This is a genomic window from Bordetella genomosp. 10, from assembly GCF_002261225.1.
Lineage (GTDB): Bacteria > Pseudomonadota > Gammaproteobacteria > Burkholderiales > Burkholderiaceae_B > Bordetella_C.
Genome location: NZ_NEVM01000002.1, coordinates 619879 through 636232 on the forward strand (window position 1 = coordinate 619879; position 16354 = coordinate 636232).

Sequence of the window (16354 nt, forward strand, 5' to 3'; positions counted from 1 at the left end):
ATTTATGCCCGTGGCGCCGGCGCTTTCCGCGCGCCACCGGCATTCAAGCATCGAGGCGCGACCCGTGAACTCCGGCACTCCATTGGACACCTCCACTTCGCACGACCTGCATGGCCACTGGCCGCAGGCCGAATCGGTGGAGGACTTCCGCCGCAATCTCGCGGCGGTGCAGGCGCGCATCGTCGCGGCGTGCGAGCGCGTGGGCCGGGATGCCGCGGGCGTGCGCCTGCTTCCCGTCAGCAAGACCAAGCCCGAAGCGATCCTGCGGCTGGCCTATGCGGCCGGCTGCCGCCAGTTCGGCGAGAACAAGCCGCAGGAGGCCTACGGCAAATGGGAGGCCATGGGGGACCTGGCCGATCTGCGCTGGTCGGTGATTGGCCACCTGCAAACCAACAAGGCCAAGCTGGTGGCGCGCTTCGCCGCCGAATTCCAGGCGCTGGACAGCCTGCGCCTGGCGGAGGCGCTGGAGCGGCGCCTGCAGGCCGAAGGCCGCTCGCTGGACGTGTTCGTGCAGGTCAACACCTCGATGGAAGACAGCAAGTACGGCTTGCCGCCCGGCGAGGTGGCCGCCTTCCTGCGCGCCTTGCCGGCGTTCTCCGCGCTGCGGGTGCGCGGCTTCATGACGCTGGCGATGCTGTCGGCCGACGCCGCGCGGGTGCGGCAATGCTTCGTGCGCCTGCGCGAGCTGCGCGACCGGCTGCGCCAGGAGGCGCCGGACGGCATCTCGCTGGACGAGCTGTCGATGGGCATGTCCGGCGACTATGAAATCGCCATCGAGGAAGGCGCCACGGTGGTGCGCGTCGGCCAGGCGATTTTCGGCGCGCGCGCCACGCCCGATGCCTATTACTGGCCGGCGGGTGGAGCAGGGGAGGCGCGCTGATGCATACCTTCGATCCCACCGTGGGCGCGGCGTCGACGCCGCTGTTGCCCTTGCCCATCGACGTGGTGTCGGTGCAGTCGCAGGTCGTCTACGGCCGCGTGGGCAACAACGTGGCGCTGCCGGCGCTCGACGCGCTGGGGCTGACCGCGGCCGCGGTGCCGACCGTGGCGTTCAGCAACACGCCCCACTATCCGACCATCCACGGCGGGCCGATTCCCCTGGAATGGTTCGAAGGCTATCTGCGCGATCTCTTCGCGCGCGACGCGCTGGGCCATCTCAAGGCCATCCTGGCGGGATACCTGGGCAGCGCCGGCCAGGCGCGGGCGCTGGGCGCCTGGATCGCCAAGGTCGTCGAGGCCAGGCCGGACGTGCGCGTGGTGATCGATCCGGTGATCGGGGACTATGACAGCGGGGAGTACGTCAGCCCCGACATGGTCGACGCCTATCGGCGGCACCTGTTGTCGCTGGCGGACGGGATGACGCCCAACGGCTTCGAGCTGGAGCGCCTGACGGGCCTGCCGGCGCGGGACATCGAAGGCGTCGTCGCCGCCGCCCGGACCTTGCTGGTCGGCCGCACGCAGTGGGTGACGGTGACCAGCGCCGCGCCCGATACCTGGGCGGCCGGCGCGATGCGCGTCGTCGTGGTGACGCGCGACCGGCACGAAATCTTCGACCATCCCCGCGTCGACGCCACGCCCAAGGGAACGGGCGACCTGTTCAGCGCGGTGGTGGCGGGGCGCCTGGCGACCGGCGCGACCGTGTTCGAGGCGGTCGGCGCCGCGTGCGGGCAGGTGGTGTCGGCATTGCGGCTGACGTTCGAGGCGCGCAGCGCCGAACTGCTGCTGCCGCGCGCAGCCGGCGCCGCGGCGGCAGCGTGAACGGATTTAGGGATTTACGGATTTACGGATTTGAATGGAGTGCAACTCATGAGTGAAACGGTATGAGTAAAACGGCCTTGGCCATACGCCACGTCGCCTTCGAGGACCTGGGGGTTTTCGGGCCGTTGCTGGCCGAGCGCGGCTACGCCGTGCGCTATCTCGAAGCGGGCGTGGACGCGCTGGACGTGGATACGCTGACCCGGCCGGACCTGGTGATCGTCCTGGGCGGACCGATAGGCGTGTACGAGACGGACCGGTATCCCTTCCTGCAGGCCGAACGGGAGGCCATCGCCGCGCGCCTGCGGCAGTACAAGCCGACCCTGGGCATCTGCCTGGGCGCGCAATTGATGGCCGGCGCGCTGGGCGCCGAGGTGAGCGCCACGGGGCGCGCGGAGATCGGCTACGCCCCGCTGGAACTCACCGAGGACGGCCAGCGCTCCGTGCTCGGCGGCCTGGGCGCGACGCCGGTGCTGCATTGGCACGGAGACCAGTTCGGCATTCCCAACGGCGCGACGCGCCTGGCCCAGACGCCGGGATTTCCGAACCAGGCGTTCGCCATCGGTCCGCATATCCTGGGATTGCAATTCCACCTGGAAGCCGACGACCGGCAGATCGAACGCTGGCTGATCGGGCATGCGCACGAATTGGCCGCGCGCGGGATCGATCCGCGGACGATCCGCGCCGACGCGGCGAAATACGGCCCGGCGCTCGCCGACGCCGCGCGCGGCGTGCTGGCCGCGTGGCTGGCGCGCCTGGGGTAGGCCTTCCTGGCATCACGGCGGCCGCGACGGCCGGCATGCGACTGTTCGAATAACAAGATCCCAATAACAAGATCCCAATAACAAGAAATGAGCCTGCAATCCCTGGACCGCGTGTTGACGCAGCCCGCCGCGCCGCCCCTGGGCGCGGCCTGGCGGCGGGTATCGGTGGAGTTTCTCTACTTCGGCGTCAAGGAGGCCCGCGCCTGCCTGTTCGCGGGCCTGTTCTTCGCCGGCGTCTTCCTGATGCCGCGCGGCGGCGCACTGGGCATCCCCCGCTACGACCTGCTGCTTATCTATGCCCTGGCCATCCAGGCCTGGATGCTGTGGGCGCGCCTGGAGACCGTCGACGAACTGAAGGCCATCTGCCTGTTCCACGTGGTGGGTTTCGTGCTGGAGGTTTTCAAGACCTCGCGCGGCGTGCCGTCGTGGAGCTATCCGGATTTCGCCTACACCAAACTGTTCGGCGTGCCGCTGTTCTCGGGCTTCATGTACGCGGCGGTGGGCAGCTACATCATCCAGGCCTGGCGCTTGTTCGATTTGCGCATCCGGCATCATCCGCCGTTCTGGATGTCCTGGCTGATCGCCATCGCGATCTACGTCAACTTCTTCACGCATCACTACATCGGCGACTACCGCTGGTTCATCACCGCCTGCGCCGTGGGCCTGTATGCCCGGACCACGGTGATTTTCCGGCCGCTGCACGCGCAACGCCGCATGCCTTTGCTGGCGGCCTTCGTCCTGATCGGCTTCTTCCTCTGGCTGGCGGAGAACATCAGCACCTTCTTCAAGCTGTGGGCCTATCCGAACCAACTGGGCGCCTGGTCGGCCGTCCACCTGGGCAAATGGAGCTCATGGTCGCTGCTGGTCATCATGACCTTCACCATCGTGATCAATCTCAAGCACATCAAGTCCCACGTGCACGTGGCGCGCGATTGAGATTTTCCCGGCCGGTGTCCGGGGCGCGGTGATCCGTGACGGCGCCGGGGCGTTTCGAAAATATGGGACGGGGGAAGGGGGAAGCGGCATCCGCCCGTCCTGAAACCTGAGTAGCGTTCCGGTCCATGCCCGCGATCCACTTGGGCGCGGGCGTCTTCGGGCGGCTTTTTCCCGGGGAAAAGCCGTGAATGGGCGGCGGCGCAAGCAGCATCCGCCAATGCGAATAGGAAATGCGACGAATTATTCGTATTATTTTTTACGACGAATTCGTCGCATTTGGCGCAAATCCCCGGGCTCGCGAGCGGGGAGGGCGCCATGGCGGCGGATCGCCGTCCGGGCGCGCCCGGGCTTTTCCTCCTTCCTTTTCGCATTTCCGACGACATGATCCGCAAACCCTCGCAAGACTCGCCGCATACCGCGCGGCATGCCGCGGCGCGCGCCGCGCACGCGCCTGCCGGCGCCGGCGTGGCCCTGACGCTCCTGCCCATTACCCTGGCCGTCTTCATCGGCTTCCTCACCATCGGCATGCAACTGCCGGTATTGCCCTTGCACCTGCACGAGACGCTGGGCATGGGGACGCTGGTCGTCGGCCTGGTGGTCGGCGCGCAATTCGCCGCGGCGCTGCTGTCGCGCTCCTGGGCCGGCAATTTCGCCGACATGCGCGGCGCCAAGCGGGCCGTCGCCACCGGGCTGCTGACGGCATCCGCCTCCGGCCTGGCCTATCTGGTCTCGCTCGCCTTCGTGGCGCAGCCGGCGTTGTCCGTGTGGATACTGGTGGCGGGCCGCATGCTGCTCGCGCTCGGCGAAAGCCTCATCGTCACCGGCGCGATGGGCTGGGGCATCGGCCTGGTGGGACCTCAAAACGCCGGCAAGGTCATGGCCTGGAACGGCATCGCTATGTATGGCGCCTTCGCCCTGGGCGCGCCGCTGGGCGTGGCCACGAACGGTTATTGCGGCTTCGCCGGCATCGGCGCCGGCACGGTGCTCATTCCGCTGCTGGCCCTGGCCGTCATCGTGCCGGCCAGGGCCGTCGCGCCCACCTCCCACCGGCGCATGCCGTTCTACAAGGTGCTGGGCGCCGTGTGGCAGCCCGGCGTGGGCCTGGCCTTGTCCAGCGTGGGCTTCGGCGTCATCACCGCCTTCATCTCGCTCCTGTTCGCCGCCCGCGAATGGGGCGACGCCTCGCTGGCCTTCACGACCTTCGGCGTGGCCTTCATCGGCGCGCGCATCTTCTTCGGGCACCTGCCCGACAAGATCGGCGGGGCGCGCGTGGCGTTGGTGTGCGTGCTCATCGAAGCCGTCGGCCAACTGGCGATCTGGGGCGCCGATACGTCCGCCGTCGCCTATCTGGGCGCGGCGTTGACGGGGTTCGGCTATTCGCTGGCCTTTCCCGGCTTCGGCGTCGAGGCGGTGCGCCGCGCGCCGCCGCAGACCCGCGGCCTGGCCATGGGCGCCTACGTGGCGTTCCTGGACATCTCCCTGGGCGTCACCAGTCCGCTGGCCGGCGCGCTGGCGGGCGCCTACGGCATCGGCACGGTCTACCTGGCGTCGGCCGCCGCGGTCGGCCTGTCCTTCCTGGCCGCCTTGTCCTTGTTGACGGCGAAAGTGCGGGAAGCGCGCCATGCCTGATCTGGCCGGACCGATCGGCCCGGACTGAAACGGGCTCGCGCCCGCCAGGCACGGCCGTCCCGGATGCAGGATGCGCATATCGGATTTTGTGCGAATATCTGGGACGTCGCCCCGCCGGGGGCCTCGCTTTCCTTCCCATGGGGGAGCACGGCGAGGCGGATTCTTATGGAGCATACGCACGCGATGAAATTCGAACTGATAGGTATGCTGGACTCGCCCTACGTCAGGCGGGTCGCCATTTCCATGCAGATCATGGGACTGCCCTATGTCCACCGTGCGATTTCGGTATTTCGCGGGTACGACGCCTTCAAGGCCATCAACCCGGTGGTGAAGGCCCCCACGCTGGTGACCGGGGACGGGCAGGTGCTGACGGATTCGTCGCTGATCCTGCAATACCTGGAGACGCTGGTTCCCGAGGCGCGGCGGCTGGTCCCCGAGGATCCGGAGTCCCGGCTGCCCGTCCTGCGCTTGACCGGCCTGGCCCTGGTGGCCTGCGAGAAGGCGGTGCAGATCGCCTACGAGAACAATCTGCGCCCCGAGGATAAGCGGCACCAGCCCTGGATAGACCGGGTCGAGAGCCAGTTGAGGGCGGCCTTCGACGAGATCGAGGGCGATTTGCGCGACTCGCCCCTGGTCTGGGCGAAGAAGGCGGGCGTGGCGCCCGTGGAGCTGGACGGCGTCAGCGTCGCCGTGGCCTGGCACTTCACCCAGCGGATGCTGCCGGGACTGATCGACCCCGCGGACTATCCGCTGCAGGCCGCCTGGTCGGCGCTGGCGGAAGCGCAGGAACCGTTCAAGGCCGCGCCCTATACGTCCTGAGTTCCGCCTGGAGTCTCATCCTGGGTTTTCCGTACGCCTTCGGCCCCGCTAAGTCCGGGGCCGAGTCGTCCGCGCGCGGCGGCGCCTGCCCCGGAGATCAGATATCCTCGATGGCCTGGCGCCGCGCCAGCTCCCGCACCACGCGGGTCAGGACGGCCACGTGCCGGTCCCAGGACGCCTGCATGCGGGCGATCGGCCCCACGATGGACAGGGCATAGCCCTTTCCGCCCATGGAAAAGGGGGCGCGGCGATGGCCGCCAGGTCGGCGACGCTCTCCGCGATATTCGCCGCCCAGCCGCGCTCGCGCGACAGCGCCAGGTCCTTGAGCAGGGCTTTCTTGCCGGTCAGCGTCTTGTCGGTGAGGGCCTTCATTTCCAGCTTGTCCAGGACGCTCTCCAATTCCTCCTCGCCCAGGGCGGACAGCAAGGCCTTGCCCAGGGAGTTCGAATGCAGGGCGCGGGCCTCGCCGGCCTGGGCCGTGTAGCGGATGGCCTGGAGCGAGTGCGCGCAGTCCAGGTAGATGACCTGCGATTCCTCGCGCGTTCCCAATACCGCGGTTTCACCGCTTTCATCCCGCAGCCGCGCCAGGTAGGGCCGCAGGATGTCGAGGACGGGATCCTGCGTATCGATGGCCGAGCAGATGCCCATCAGCTTCTTCGTCGGGTAATAGGTGCGCTTGCGCGTCTGGTACAGGTAGCCGCGCGCCACCAGGGTGCGGACCAGCGCCAGGGTGCTGGACATGGGCGCGCCGAGCGCCTGTGAGAGCTCCGTCAGGGACAAGGCCTCGCCCTGGCGCGCGTAGCACTCGAACAGATCGAGGGTGCGGGCGACGAGTTTCACTTCCGACATGATCCGATCCTGAAAATTAGGACAGCAAACAGCGCCGGCGCGCGCCGGCTTCGACAGGGCGTCCCGCAATTCGTATTTCGGGACACGGCACCGGCGGGCGGCCAGCATATCAGCCTTGCCGGCAGCCACCGCAGCCCGGACACAAGTTTATAGAAATTCACCCTCATGAATAATTATTCATATTAGAGAATTTCGTGTGATATATTTTTTCGCGCCCGAAGCGGGACGACAAGCCGGGCACCACGCCGGAGAGCGCGGCCGGGAAAAATCATATCGAGGAGACGGCAATGCATGGGTGGCTCGAGAAGGTGGCCGCTGCCGCGACGCCGAACGCGCCAACCTGCGCCAATACTGATACTGAGGGAGCGGTCGGATGTCGAAATACCTGGTTGGCCATCTGGTGGCGGACTTTCTTGCGCATAACGGTGTCGACACCGTTTTCGGCATCATCTCCGTCCACAACATCCCCATCATGGACGGCCTGACGCTGAACAAGACGATCCGCATGGTGATGACGCGCGGCGAGACCGGCGCCGCGCATATGGCCGACGGGCTGGCGCGGGCCGGCGGCAAGGTCGGGGTGGTCATCAGCAGCACCGGGCCCGGGGCGTCGAATGCCGTGCCCGGCCTGGTCGAGGCAAGATTCGCCGGCACGCCCCTGCTGCACATCACGGGGCAGAGCGCCACCGCGCACATCGGCCGCGACACCGGGGCGGTGCATGACGTCCCGGATCAACTGGGCATGCTCGGCGCCGTCAGCAAGAAGGCCTATCGGGTGCATGCCGCCGATGAGGCGCTGGACGTCCTCAAGCAGGCATGGACGGAGGCGCTGACCGCGCCGGCCGGTCCGGTCAGCGTCGAGATTCCCATCGATATCCAGCGCAGCCCGGTCGATCGGCCGGCGGACGCGCGGGCCTGGCGGGCGCCGGCGGCGCCCGTCGCGCAACCCGCCGAAGACGACGTGGACCGCCTGGCGCGCGCCCTCCGCGCCGCGCGCCGTCCCATGATCTGGGCCGGCGGCGGCGCCCGCGACGCCGGCAAGGAACTGGCCGCGCTGCTCGACATGGGCATGGGGATGGTCACGAGCTGGAACGGGCACGGCGCGGTCAGCGACGATCATCCCGCCAACCTGGGCGGGATGAACGGGCCGGGCAGTCCCGCCGTCGAGGCGCTGTACGAACAGGCCGACCTGCTGCTGGTCGTCGGGTCGCGGCTGCGGGGACACGAGACGCTGGATCACAAGCTGAAGCTGCCCGCCCATCGCGCCAGGATAGACGCCGACCCCGCGGCGCAGGCGCGCGGCTATCCGTGCGAGCTTTTCGTGCACGGCGCCGCGGCCGTGACCTTGCGGCGGTTGCTCGACCGCCTGCGCGAACAGCCCCCGCAGGTCGATCCCGCCTTCACCCGGGCCGTGCGCGACGCCAAGCCGCGCGCCATCGAGGACTTCAAGCAGACCCTGGGGCCCTATGCCGGCTTCGCGGCCCAGCTACGCGCCGCCATGCCCGCCGACGCCGTGTTCGCGCGCGACATCACGCTGAGCAACAGCACCTGGGGGCACCGTCTTTTTCCGCTGCACGACCAGCGGCAGAACATCTATCCCGTCGGCGCCGGCATCGGGCAGGGGCTGCAACTGGGCATCGGCGCGGCCATCGGCGAGAAGGGCCGCAAGGTGGTGGCGCTGACGGGAGACGGCGGCTTCTTCTTCAACATGACCGAACTGTGGACGGCCGTGCAGGAGTCGGCCGATATCGTGATCATCGTCATGAACGACGGCGGCTACGGCGTCATCAAGCACATGCAGGACGCGATGTGCGAGGGCCGCTACGCGCACAGCACCCTGCTCGCGCCGGACCTGCTGAAGCTGGCCGGACTCGCCGGCATCCCCGCCTGGCGCGTGAGCCGCGCGGAGGATTTCGGCGCCACGGCGCGGCAGGCGATAGGCACCCGGGGCCCGACGCTGGTGGAAGTCGATATGCACGCCATCGGGCCGTTTCCACCTTATTACCCCTATTCGGCGATGATCGACGCCGCCAAGGCGCGGAGAATCGTTCGCCATTGAACCGGCCCCCGCGGGCGCGGATTTTTTCATCGCCGGGCCGCTCTCAAGATGAAAAGCGCCCCCTTCGGGGGGTAGCAAGCGGCGCAGCCGCGCGGCGTGGGGGCATTTTTCATCGCCGGGCCGCTCCCAAGATGAAAAGCGCCCCCTCGGGGGGCAGCAAGCGGCGCAGCCGCGCGGCGTGGGGGCATTTTTTTCAACACTCAAATCAGCAGGATGCAGCAATGGATTTCCGTCTGAGCGACGACCAAGAGCAGATCAAGGCAGCCATCGAACGCTTGTGCGAGCCCTTCGACGACGACTACTGGTTCAAGAGGGACAAGGAAGGCGGCTTTCCCGTCGAATTCCACCAGGCACTGGCCCAGGCCGGCTGGCTGGGCATCGCCATGCCGCAGGAATACGGCGGCGCGGGGCTGGGCATCACCGAGGCGGCCTTGATGATGCACACCATCGCCGCGACCGGCGCCGGCCTGTCCGGCGCCTCGGCGGTGCACATGAACATCTTCGGCCTGCACCCGGTGGTCGTCTTCGGGAACGAAGCGCAGAAGCAGCGGTGGCTGCCGCCGCTGATCGCGGGCAAGGACAAGGCCTGCTTCGGCGTCACCGAGCCGAATACCGGCCTGAACACCCTGAAGCTGAAGACCCGCGCCGTGCGCAACGGCGACCACTACGTCGTCACGGGGCAGAAGGTGTGGATCTCGACCGCGCAGGTGGCCAACAAGATCCTGCTGCTGGCGCGCACCAAGCCCGTCGAGGAATGCAAGGGCAGCGAAGGGCTGAGCCTGTTCTACACCGACCTGGACCGCAGCGCCGTCGAGGTCCACGAGATAGAGAAGATGGGCCGCAAGTGCGTGGATTCGAACCAGTTGTTCATCGACAACCTGCGCATTCCGGTCGAGGACCGCATCGGCGAGGAGGGCAAGGGCTTCAGCTATATCCTGCACGGCCTGAACCCGGAGCGCATTCTCATCGCCTCGGAGGCCGTCGGCCTGGGCCGGGCGGCCTTGCGCCGCGCCGCCAAGTACGCCAACGAGCGCGAGGTGTTCGACCGCCCGATCGGCAAGAACCAGGGGATCCAGCATCCGCTGGCGCGCTCGTGGATGGAGCTGGAAGCCGCGCACCTCATGGTGCAGAAGGCGGCCTGGCTGTACGACCAGAAGGAGCCTTGCGGCGCGGAGGCCAACAGCGCCAAGTTCCTGGGCGCGGAGGCCTGCTACACGGCGTGCGAGAACGCCATCTTCACGCATGGCGGCATGGGCTACGCGAAGGAATACCACGTCGAGCGCTATCTGCGCGAGGCGTGGATTCCGCGCCTGGCGCCGGTGAGCCCGCAGATGATCATGAGCTTCATTGCGGAAAAGGCGCTGGGCCTGCCGAAGTCGTACTAGCTCCAGATCCGACCCCGGCCCCCGCGCCGCGGCAACGCCTCAGGCCGCTTCCAGGCGCAATTGCGCGAGGTCGGCGAGCAGCTTGGGGCCGGTCGGACGCCAGCCCAGCGCCGCCTGCGTCCTGGCGCTGGAGGCCGGCATGTCCAGGCCGGCGAACATCGCCATCCAGCCGAAATGCGCCTGCGCCGCCTCCGGCGCGATCGAGACGGTGGGCAGCTTCAGCACGCGCCCGATGACCTCGGCGATCTCGCGGAAGGACACGCCTTCCTCGGCGACGGCGTGATAGCGGGCGCCCGGCTGGCCCTTTTCGACCGCGAGCCGGTAGAGGCGCGCGACGTCCAGCACGTGCGCGGCGGGGTAGCGGTTCAGGCCCGCGCCGACGTACGCGGAGACGCCTTTTTCCCGGGCGATGCCCACGGCATAGGTGATCAGGCCCTGCTTGACCGGGTCGTGGACCTGGGGCAGGCGCATGACCGCGACGTTGACCCCGTCCGCGGCCAGCGCCGCGCCGGCCAGTTCCGACAGCCTGCGCGGGTTCGCATGCCCGGCATCGAAGACGTCTTCCGTCGCGGGCTGGCCGGGCGCGGGATTGCCCATGGCGGTGCCGGAGGTGATGACGAGGGGGCGGTCCGAGCCGCGCAGCGCGCTGCCCAGGGCCTCGATGGCGCGCTGGTCTTTTTCGCAATTGGCCACGAAGTTCGAGAAATCGTGGTCGAAGGCGCAGTGGATGACGCCGTCGGCCCCGGCGGCGCCGGCGCGCAGGCTGTCCAGGTCCTCGAGGTCGCCGCGATGCGCCTGGGCCCCCGCGGCGGCGAGCGCCCGGGCGCCGGCATCGGATCGCGTCAGCCCCAGCACGTCGTGGCCGTTGCCGATGAGTTCCTTGACGACGGCCGAGCCGATGAAGCCGGTGGCGCCGGTAACGAAGACACGCATGGTCGTTCTCCTGGTTCGATGCGGACGGCGTTACTGTCGGCCCAAATGTGCGCCGGAAAAAGTAGTGACGTTATAGGGGTATAAACGCTAACAGGATGAGCGCGGCGGCCCTTGCCCGCGCCGTCCTGCCACGGCGCCGCCGCAGGGAATGGCGATTGCTGGGGATCCGCGCCCCGGGCGCCGGCGTCCGGGGTCCCTCAGCCCATCCGCGGACGGTGCCTCCATGAACATGCCTCTTACGCCCACCTGGCCCGACATCGCCCTGCGCCTGCTGCTGACCATGCTGGCGGGCGCGGTGATCGGCTTCAATCGCGAGGCGCGCGGCCACGCCGCCGGCCTGCGCACCACCATGCTCGTCTGCCTGACCGCCGCCGTGGCCATGCTGCAGGCCAATATATTGCTGCCCTTGTCCGGCAAGACGCCGTCCTCCTTCGCCGTCATGGACCTGATGCGCCTGCCGCTGGGCATCCTCACCGGTGTCGGCTTCATCGGCGGCGGCGCGATCCTGAGGAAAGGCGACCTGGTGACCGGCGTCACCACGGCCGCCACGCTGTGGGTGGTCACCGTCATCGGCCTGTGCTTCGGCGGCGGCCAGTGGCTCCTGGGCATATGCGCGACGGTGCTGGCGGTGCTGACCCTGTGGATGCTGAAGCGCGTCGACCTGTCCATCCCGCACGAGCGCTGGGCGCGCGTGACGCTCGTCGCCAGAGGCGAAGACGATGTCCTGCAGCGTTTCCCGCGGCTGGTGCGGCAACGAGACGGCCAAGCCCATTTCGACCGCCAGCAACGCATCGCCGGCGCCGCCGACGTCGAATACGACTTCCGCATCTGCTGGCGCCAGCGGCAGCGGCAGGACATGTCCATCGAATGGCTGAAACTGCTCCGCTCGCACTACGACGTCAAGACCTTCGACCTGACCAGCGAGGAAGTGCGCTAGGCAGGGCGCCGGATGCAACGCGTCACGGCGACCTCCGCGGCGCCAGGCCGGCCGCGCCGCGGTCCGCGTCAGAAACCGAACTGGGCCGACAGCATGACCGTGCGCGGCGCGCCCCGCACCAGGCCGTAGGTGGCCGACGTCCCGGCCCAGTAGTTCCGGTTGGTGACGTTCAGGACGTTCGCGCGCAGGATGACGGGCTTGCCGTTGCTGCGCGTGAACGTATAGCGCGCGCCGACATCGAAGCGCGTCCAGTCCGGCAGCTTCTGCGTGTTCGTATTGTCGGCGTATTGCGAGGAGGTATAGATCGCGCGCGCCGACAGCGCCAGGCCCGGGATGAAGGGCAAGTCCCATTCCCCGCCGAGATTGAGCTGCACGTCCGGCACGCCCATCGCCTTCTTGCCCTGCGTGGCGTCGGACGCGGTGCGGGTGAGCTTGGCGTCCATCAGCGTCAGGCCGCCCAATACCCGCACGCCGGACGCGATTTCGCCGAAGGTATTGAACTCCAGGCCGCGGTTGCGCTGCCGGCCATCGACGCTATAGACGAGGGTGGACGGGTCGGTAATGGCGCTGGGCTGGGTGATCTGGAAGGCGCTGACGGTAGCGGTGAACTTGCCGAAGTCGACCTTCACGCCCGCCTCGTATTGCCTGGACTTGTAGGGCGGGAAGACCGCGCCGGCATTGGCCGCGGTCCCGGGCGCGGTCGATCCGGCCTGCAGGCCCTGTATGTAGTTCGCGTACAGGGAAACGTTGTCGATGGGCTTGACCACCAGGCCGAAGGCCGGCGAATACGCGTCCTGGTCGTACTTCGCGGTGACCGCCTGCGTCGCGCGGTCGTACGAGCGCGTCGCGATCCATTGCTTGCGCACGCCCACCGTCAACTGGATCCGCTCGTCCAGCACGGACAGGGTGTCCGCCGCCGCCACGCCGGACAGCGTGGTGCGGGACACGCGCGGCCGCTGGCTGGAAAGGCCGGGAAAGGCGGGTTCGCCGCCCCAATCGGGATCGTAGAGATCGGTGGCGATGGAGGACGAGGCGAGGAACAGCGAGCTGTAGGCCTGCTGGCGCAGGGTGGACGCGCTCACGGTGTAGTCGTGGTGGACGAAGCCCGTGTCCAGGCTGCCGCGCACGCCGGCCTGCGCGGTGCGGGTCTTGAACTTGCCGGGGAATTGATAAGGGGTATTGGTCATCGCGCCGTCGGACGAGGTGATGGTGGGCTGCGTCGCCAGCGTCGAGGACCGGTTTTCGCGCGAACCCGCGGCGGCGAAGACCGTCAGGTCGGGCGTGACGTCGTATTCGGCGCGCAGGGCGCCGAAGGTGTCTTCGCTGCGCCAGGCGCTCCACGGGGCCGCGATATTGCTCGACCCCTTGGGCGCGGACGGCACTTTCACGCCGGCGGCGAGGTAGACGGGTTGCGTGGGGGCGTCGGCATGCTCGCGCTGGTAGCCGAGGTCGGCCGAGACGCGCAGGCGATCGCCCCGGTAGTCCAGGCCCAGGACGGCGTCGCCCAGGCTCTGGTGCTGGTGGTCGATGGCCGTATCGCCGCCGCGCATGGTGCCGTTGAAGCGCAGGCCCCAGCGATTGTCGTCGCCGAAGCGGCGCCCGAGATCGACGTGGGTGCCGAACTGGGTGTTCGAGGCATAGCTGGCCGTCACGGAGGCGATGGGCTCGTCGGTCGCGCGCTTGGGCGAGATATTGATGGCGCCGCCGATGGCGCCGGTGGGCGGTATGCCGTTGAGCAGGGCGGACGGCCCTTTCAGGATCTCCACGCGTTCGGCGAAATCCGGATTCACCAGTTGGTAGGGCAGCACGCCGTACAGGCCGTCCAGTGAGACGTCGCTGGAGGAGACGGGGAAGCCGCGGATATAGAAAAGATCGGTATAGCTGCCCTGGGGCCATGTGCTGCGCACCGACGGATCGTTGTTCAGCACGTCCGCCAGGCTGGTGGCCTGCTGGTTGGCGATCGTCTGCGCGGTGTAGCTGGTCACGTTGAAGGGCGTGTCCATGATGCCCTTGTCGCCGAGCATGCCTATGCGCGCGCCGCGCGCCACCTGGCCCCCGGCATACGGAGCGGTGGTCGCCGGGACGGCGGCGCCGCTGACCGAGACGGTGGGCAGCGTGGTGTCGGCCGCCGCCGGCGCGCGCCGCAGCGAGTAACTGCCGTCGGCCTGGCGCACGGGCTCCAGCCCCGTCCCGCCCAGCAGCGCGCGAAAGGCCTGCTCCACGGTCTGGGCGCCGTGCACGCCGGGGCTGGTCTTGCCGGCCGCCATGTCGGCGGGCACGCTGAGCAGGATGTTGGCCTGGTCGGCAAAGCGGCTCAAGGCGCCGGCCAAGGGACCGGCCGGGACATCGAAGAAGGGGGCGGCCGCGGCAGGCGCGGCGGTTTCCGCGTGGGCGGCGAGGGGGGCGGCTGCCAGGCCGGCCATCACGGCCATGCCGAGCACGGCATGCGGCAGCGCGCGGGTCAAGGCGTGGGAGCGGGGAAACGTGAAGGCGGGCATTGCCGGATAGGCACGGCGTGGCGGGCGACGCATGGAACGGCTTTCCTTGGAAGGGAGGGAGGCAAGGAGAGGTCCACCGCATGCGCAGGGGCGGCGCCGGCCGGCACACCGTGGTCGGCGTGGCCGAACGGCGCGTCTTCGGTCCGCGGCGTCCTCTTTCCCTGTTAATCGGACGAGGCGCGGAAAAGCGAACCGGTTACCTGGGTTCGAGCGTCACCCACCAGGGCAGCGTCCGTTCGACGCGCACCGGCAGGTCCCGCTCGATCATGGCCAGGGTGCGATCGACGTCGGCGGCCGGATAGCGGCCGACCACGCGGAGTTCCGCGATACGCGGGTCGACGCCGATGTGGCCCGCGTGATAACGCCCCAGCTCGGCGACGAGTTCGGCAAGGGGCAGGTTCTCCGCCAGGACCACCCCGCGCGACCAGGCCTCGCGCGCCGGATCGGCCGCGGCCGCCGACGCGATGCCGCCGGCGTCGAAACGCCTTTGTTCCCCGGCCGCGACCAGCGCGTCGTGGCCGGCCAGGTCGCGGATGCGGACCTGGCCTTCATAGACGGCCAGCAAGGCGTCGTCGTCGGCCTGCCGCACCGTGAAGCGGGTGCCCAGGGCCTGCAGCCGCCCGAACCGGGTATCGACGAAGAAGGGGCGATGTTGCGCATCCTTGGCGGTGTCGATAAGGATTTCGCCCATGGCCAGCGTCAGCAGCCGGCGCTCGCCGTCGAAGTCGACGTCGATGGCGCTGCGGGTGTTGAGCCAGACGCGGGTGCCGTCGGCCAGCACGATCTCGCGCTGTTCCCCGATGCCGGTGGCGTAGTCGGCGCGCCAGGCCGTGACGATGGCGGGCAGGGGAGTGAGCCGCCAAGCCAGCAAGCCGAGAACGCCCAGGCCGCCCAGCGCAAGGACGCGGCGGGCCGCTTCCCGGCGGGACGTCGAGGGGCGGGAGGCCACCCGCGCCGCTTTTTCGGCGGCATCGCGCTCGCCGTCGGCGCGCAAGGGCGCGAAGCGCCGGCTGACCGCCTCGACATGCGACCAGGCCTGGCGGTGTTCCGGCCGCTCGTCCAGCCAGCGCTGCCAGGCGTCGCGCTGCCGCGGACCGGCGTCGGCGTCCTGCAAGGCCGCATACCATTCGGCCGCCGCCTTCAGGCTTTCATAGTCCGCCTGCACCGTGGGACCTTCGGCCAGCGCCGGCCGGGGCGTCGTCGCCATGGCTAGCCCAGGCCGGCATCGATCGACGCCAGATGCAGCATGGCCTGGGCCAGGTACTTCTGCACCATGCGCGGCGACACGCCCATGTGGCTGGCGATCTCGCGGGTGGACAGCCCGTGTATCTGGGCCTGGATGAAGGCGGCGCGCACCTTTTCCGGCAGGCGGCCCAGCAACTCGCCGACCTCCATCAAGGTCTCGATGACCAGCGCGCGGTGCTCCGGCGAGGGCGTATGGGAAGCGGGCTGGGCCGCCAGGCTTTCCAGCCAGGCGTGCTCCACTTCCCGGCGGCGCCAGAGATCCGTGCACAGCCCTTGGGCCATGGTGCGCAGATAGGCGCGCGCGGCGCCGGCGCTGGCAAAGCCGTCCGGCGCCGGCCTGACGATCAGGCGCAGAAAGGCGTCGTGCGCCAGGTCGGCGGCATCGGCGGCGTTGCCCAGCCGGCGGCGCAGCCACCCCAGCAGCCAGCCGTGGTGATCGCTGTAGAGGGCGCGCAGGTCTTGCTGCGCGGGAGGAACGGCGGCGGACATCGGACGGATCCGGGCGCGGCGGACGCGCCCAATTCAGAATAGATAGGAATGGTTAT

At 68.9% G+C, this 16354-nt stretch carries 14 protein-coding genes; 9 read left to right on the forward strand and 5 right to left on the reverse strand.

The window, feature by feature from the left end:
- Nucleotides 1-64 precede the first annotated feature (64 nt).
- The 6 genes from CAL29_RS12180 to CAL29_RS12205 all read left to right on the forward strand — a co-directional run bounded on the left by CAL29_RS12180 (nt 65) and on the right by CAL29_RS12205 (nt 5903).
- Nucleotides 65-880: a YggS family pyridoxal phosphate-dependent enzyme gene (locus CAL29_RS12180; RefSeq protein ID WP_256977401.1), complete on the forward strand. Its 816-nt coding sequence runs from the start codon at nt 65-67 to the stop codon at nt 878-880.
- Complete coding sequence (gene pdxK, locus CAL29_RS12185) at nt 880-1758, forward strand: pyridoxine/pyridoxal/pyridoxamine kinase (protein ID WP_094853291.1); 879 nt, start codon at nt 880-882, stop codon at nt 1756-1758. Before CAL29_RS12180 ends, pdxK begins: the two co-directional genes overlap by 1 nt.
- A gap of 62 nt (nt 1759-1820) precedes the next feature.
- A complete protein-coding gene (locus CAL29_RS12190) occupies nt 1821-2519 on the forward strand; it encodes a glutamine amidotransferase (RefSeq protein WP_094853292.1) in 699 nt (232 codons plus the stop codon).
- A gap of 87 nt (nt 2520-2606) precedes the next feature.
- Complete coding sequence (locus CAL29_RS12195; RefSeq protein ID WP_094853293.1) at nt 2607-3455, forward strand: DUF817 domain-containing protein; 849 nt, start codon at nt 2607-2609, stop codon at nt 3453-3455.
- Nucleotides 3456-3836: 381 nt separating this feature from the next.
- Nucleotides 3837-5084: an arabinose transporter gene (locus tag CAL29_RS12200; RefSeq protein WP_094854037.1), complete on the forward strand. Its 1248-nt coding sequence runs from the start codon at nt 3837-3839 to the stop codon at nt 5082-5084.
- A 183-nt stretch (nt 5085-5267) separates the two neighbouring features.
- The gene (locus tag CAL29_RS12205; protein WP_094854038.1) at nt 5268-5903 is read left to right on the forward strand and encodes a glutathione S-transferase; all 636 of its coding nucleotides are present in this window, start codon (nt 5268-5270) and stop codon (nt 5901-5903) included.
- Nucleotides 5904-6050: 147 nt separating this feature from the next.
- Here the strand turns inward: CAL29_RS12205 and CAL29_RS12210 are convergent, their stop codons facing one another.
- Nucleotides 6051-6752, reverse strand: a complete 702-nt coding sequence (locus CAL29_RS12210; RefSeq protein ID WP_256977403.1) for an IclR family transcriptional regulator — start codon at nt 6750-6752, stop codon at nt 6051-6053.
- A gap of 373 nt (nt 6753-7125) precedes the next feature.
- Between CAL29_RS12210 and CAL29_RS12215 the strand changes: the two genes are divergently transcribed.
- Both CAL29_RS12215 and CAL29_RS12220 read left to right on the forward strand, forming a co-directional pair.
- Nucleotides 7126-8811, forward strand: a complete 1686-nt coding sequence (locus CAL29_RS12215) for a thiamine pyrophosphate-binding protein (RefSeq protein WP_094853294.1) — start codon at nt 7126-7128, stop codon at nt 8809-8811.
- Between the two features lie 221 nt (nt 8812-9032).
- Nucleotides 9033-10196 carry an acyl-CoA dehydrogenase family protein gene (locus CAL29_RS12220; protein WP_094853295.1) on the forward strand — a complete coding sequence of 388 codons (1164 nt, stop codon included), beginning with the start codon at nt 9033-9035 and terminating at the stop codon, nt 10194-10196.
- 39 nt (nt 10197-10235) lie between these two features.
- Here the strand turns inward: CAL29_RS12220 and CAL29_RS12225 are convergent, their stop codons facing one another.
- Nucleotides 10236-11129, reverse strand: coding sequence for an SDR family oxidoreductase (locus tag CAL29_RS12225; RefSeq protein WP_094853296.1), 894 nt, complete (start codon nt 11127-11129; stop codon nt 10236-10238).
- Between the two features lie 223 nt (nt 11130-11352).
- Between CAL29_RS12225 and CAL29_RS12230 the strand changes: the two genes are divergently transcribed.
- Nucleotides 11353-12066 (forward strand): MgtC/SapB family protein, encoded by a 714-nt coding sequence (locus CAL29_RS12230; protein WP_218831844.1) that lies wholly within the window; start codon nt 11353-11355, stop codon nt 12064-12066.
- A 68-nt stretch (nt 12067-12134) separates the two neighbouring features.
- Here the strand turns inward: CAL29_RS12230 and CAL29_RS12235 are convergent, their stop codons facing one another.
- The 3 genes from CAL29_RS12235 to CAL29_RS12245 form a co-directional block, all read right to left on the reverse strand.
- Nucleotides 12135-14597 carry a TonB-dependent receptor gene (locus CAL29_RS12235; RefSeq protein ID WP_256977404.1) on the reverse strand — a complete coding sequence of 821 codons (2463 nt, stop codon included), beginning with the start codon at nt 14595-14597 and terminating at the stop codon, nt 12135-12137.
- 163 nt (nt 14598-14760) lie between these two features.
- Complete coding sequence (locus tag CAL29_RS12240; RefSeq protein WP_094853297.1) at nt 14761-15771, reverse strand: FecR domain-containing protein; 1011 nt, start codon at nt 15769-15771, stop codon at nt 14761-14763.
- Between the two features lie 2 nt (nt 15772-15773).
- Entirely contained in the window at nt 15774-16298 is a 525-nt protein-coding gene (locus CAL29_RS12245; protein ID WP_094853298.1) for a sigma-70 family RNA polymerase sigma factor, read from the reverse strand.
- Nucleotides 16299-16354 lie beyond the last annotated feature (56 nt).

Coding starts and splice junctions, on each gene's coding strand:
- pdxK (WP_094853291.1), top strand. CDS start 880: ATGCATACCTTCGATCCCACCGTGGGCGCGGCGTCGACGCCGCTGTTG.
- CAL29_RS12190 (WP_094853292.1), top strand. CDS start 1,821: ATGAGTAAAACGGCCTTGGCCATACGCCACGTCGCCTTCGAGGACCTG.
- CAL29_RS12195 (WP_094853293.1), top strand. CDS start 2,607: ATGAGCCTGCAATCCCTGGACCGCGTGTTGACGCAGCCCGCCGCGCCG.
- CAL29_RS12200 (WP_094854037.1), top strand. CDS start 3,837: ATGATCCGCAAACCCTCGCAAGACTCGCCGCATACCGCGCGGCATGCC.
- CAL29_RS12205 (WP_094854038.1), top strand. CDS start 5,268: ATGAAATTCGAACTGATAGGTATGCTGGACTCGCCCTACGTCAGGCGG.
- CAL29_RS12210 (WP_256977403.1), bottom strand. CDS start 6,752: ATGTCGGAAGTGAAACTCGTCGCCCGCACCCTCGATCTGTTCGAGTGC.
- CAL29_RS12215 (WP_094853294.1), top strand. CDS start 7,126: ATGTCGAAATACCTGGTTGGCCATCTGGTGGCGGACTTTCTTGCGCAT.
- CAL29_RS12220 (WP_094853295.1), top strand. CDS start 9,033: ATGGATTTCCGTCTGAGCGACGACCAAGAGCAGATCAAGGCAGCCATC.
- CAL29_RS12225 (WP_094853296.1), bottom strand. CDS start 11,129: ATGCGTGTCTTCGTTACCGGCGCCACCGGCTTCATCGGCTCGGCCGTC.
- CAL29_RS12230 (WP_218831844.1), top strand. CDS start 11,353: ATGAACATGCCTCTTACGCCCACCTGGCCCGACATCGCCCTGCGCCTG.
- CAL29_RS12235 (WP_256977404.1), bottom strand. CDS start 14,597: ATGCGTCGCCCGCCACGCCGTGCCTATCCGGCAATGCCCGCCTTCACG.
- CAL29_RS12240 (WP_094853297.1), bottom strand. CDS start 15,771: ATGGCGACGACGCCCCGGCCGGCGCTGGCCGAAGGTCCCACGGTGCAG.
- CAL29_RS12245 (WP_094853298.1), bottom strand. CDS start 16,298: ATGTCCGCCGCCGTTCCTCCCGCGCAGCAAGACCTGCGCGCCCTCTAC.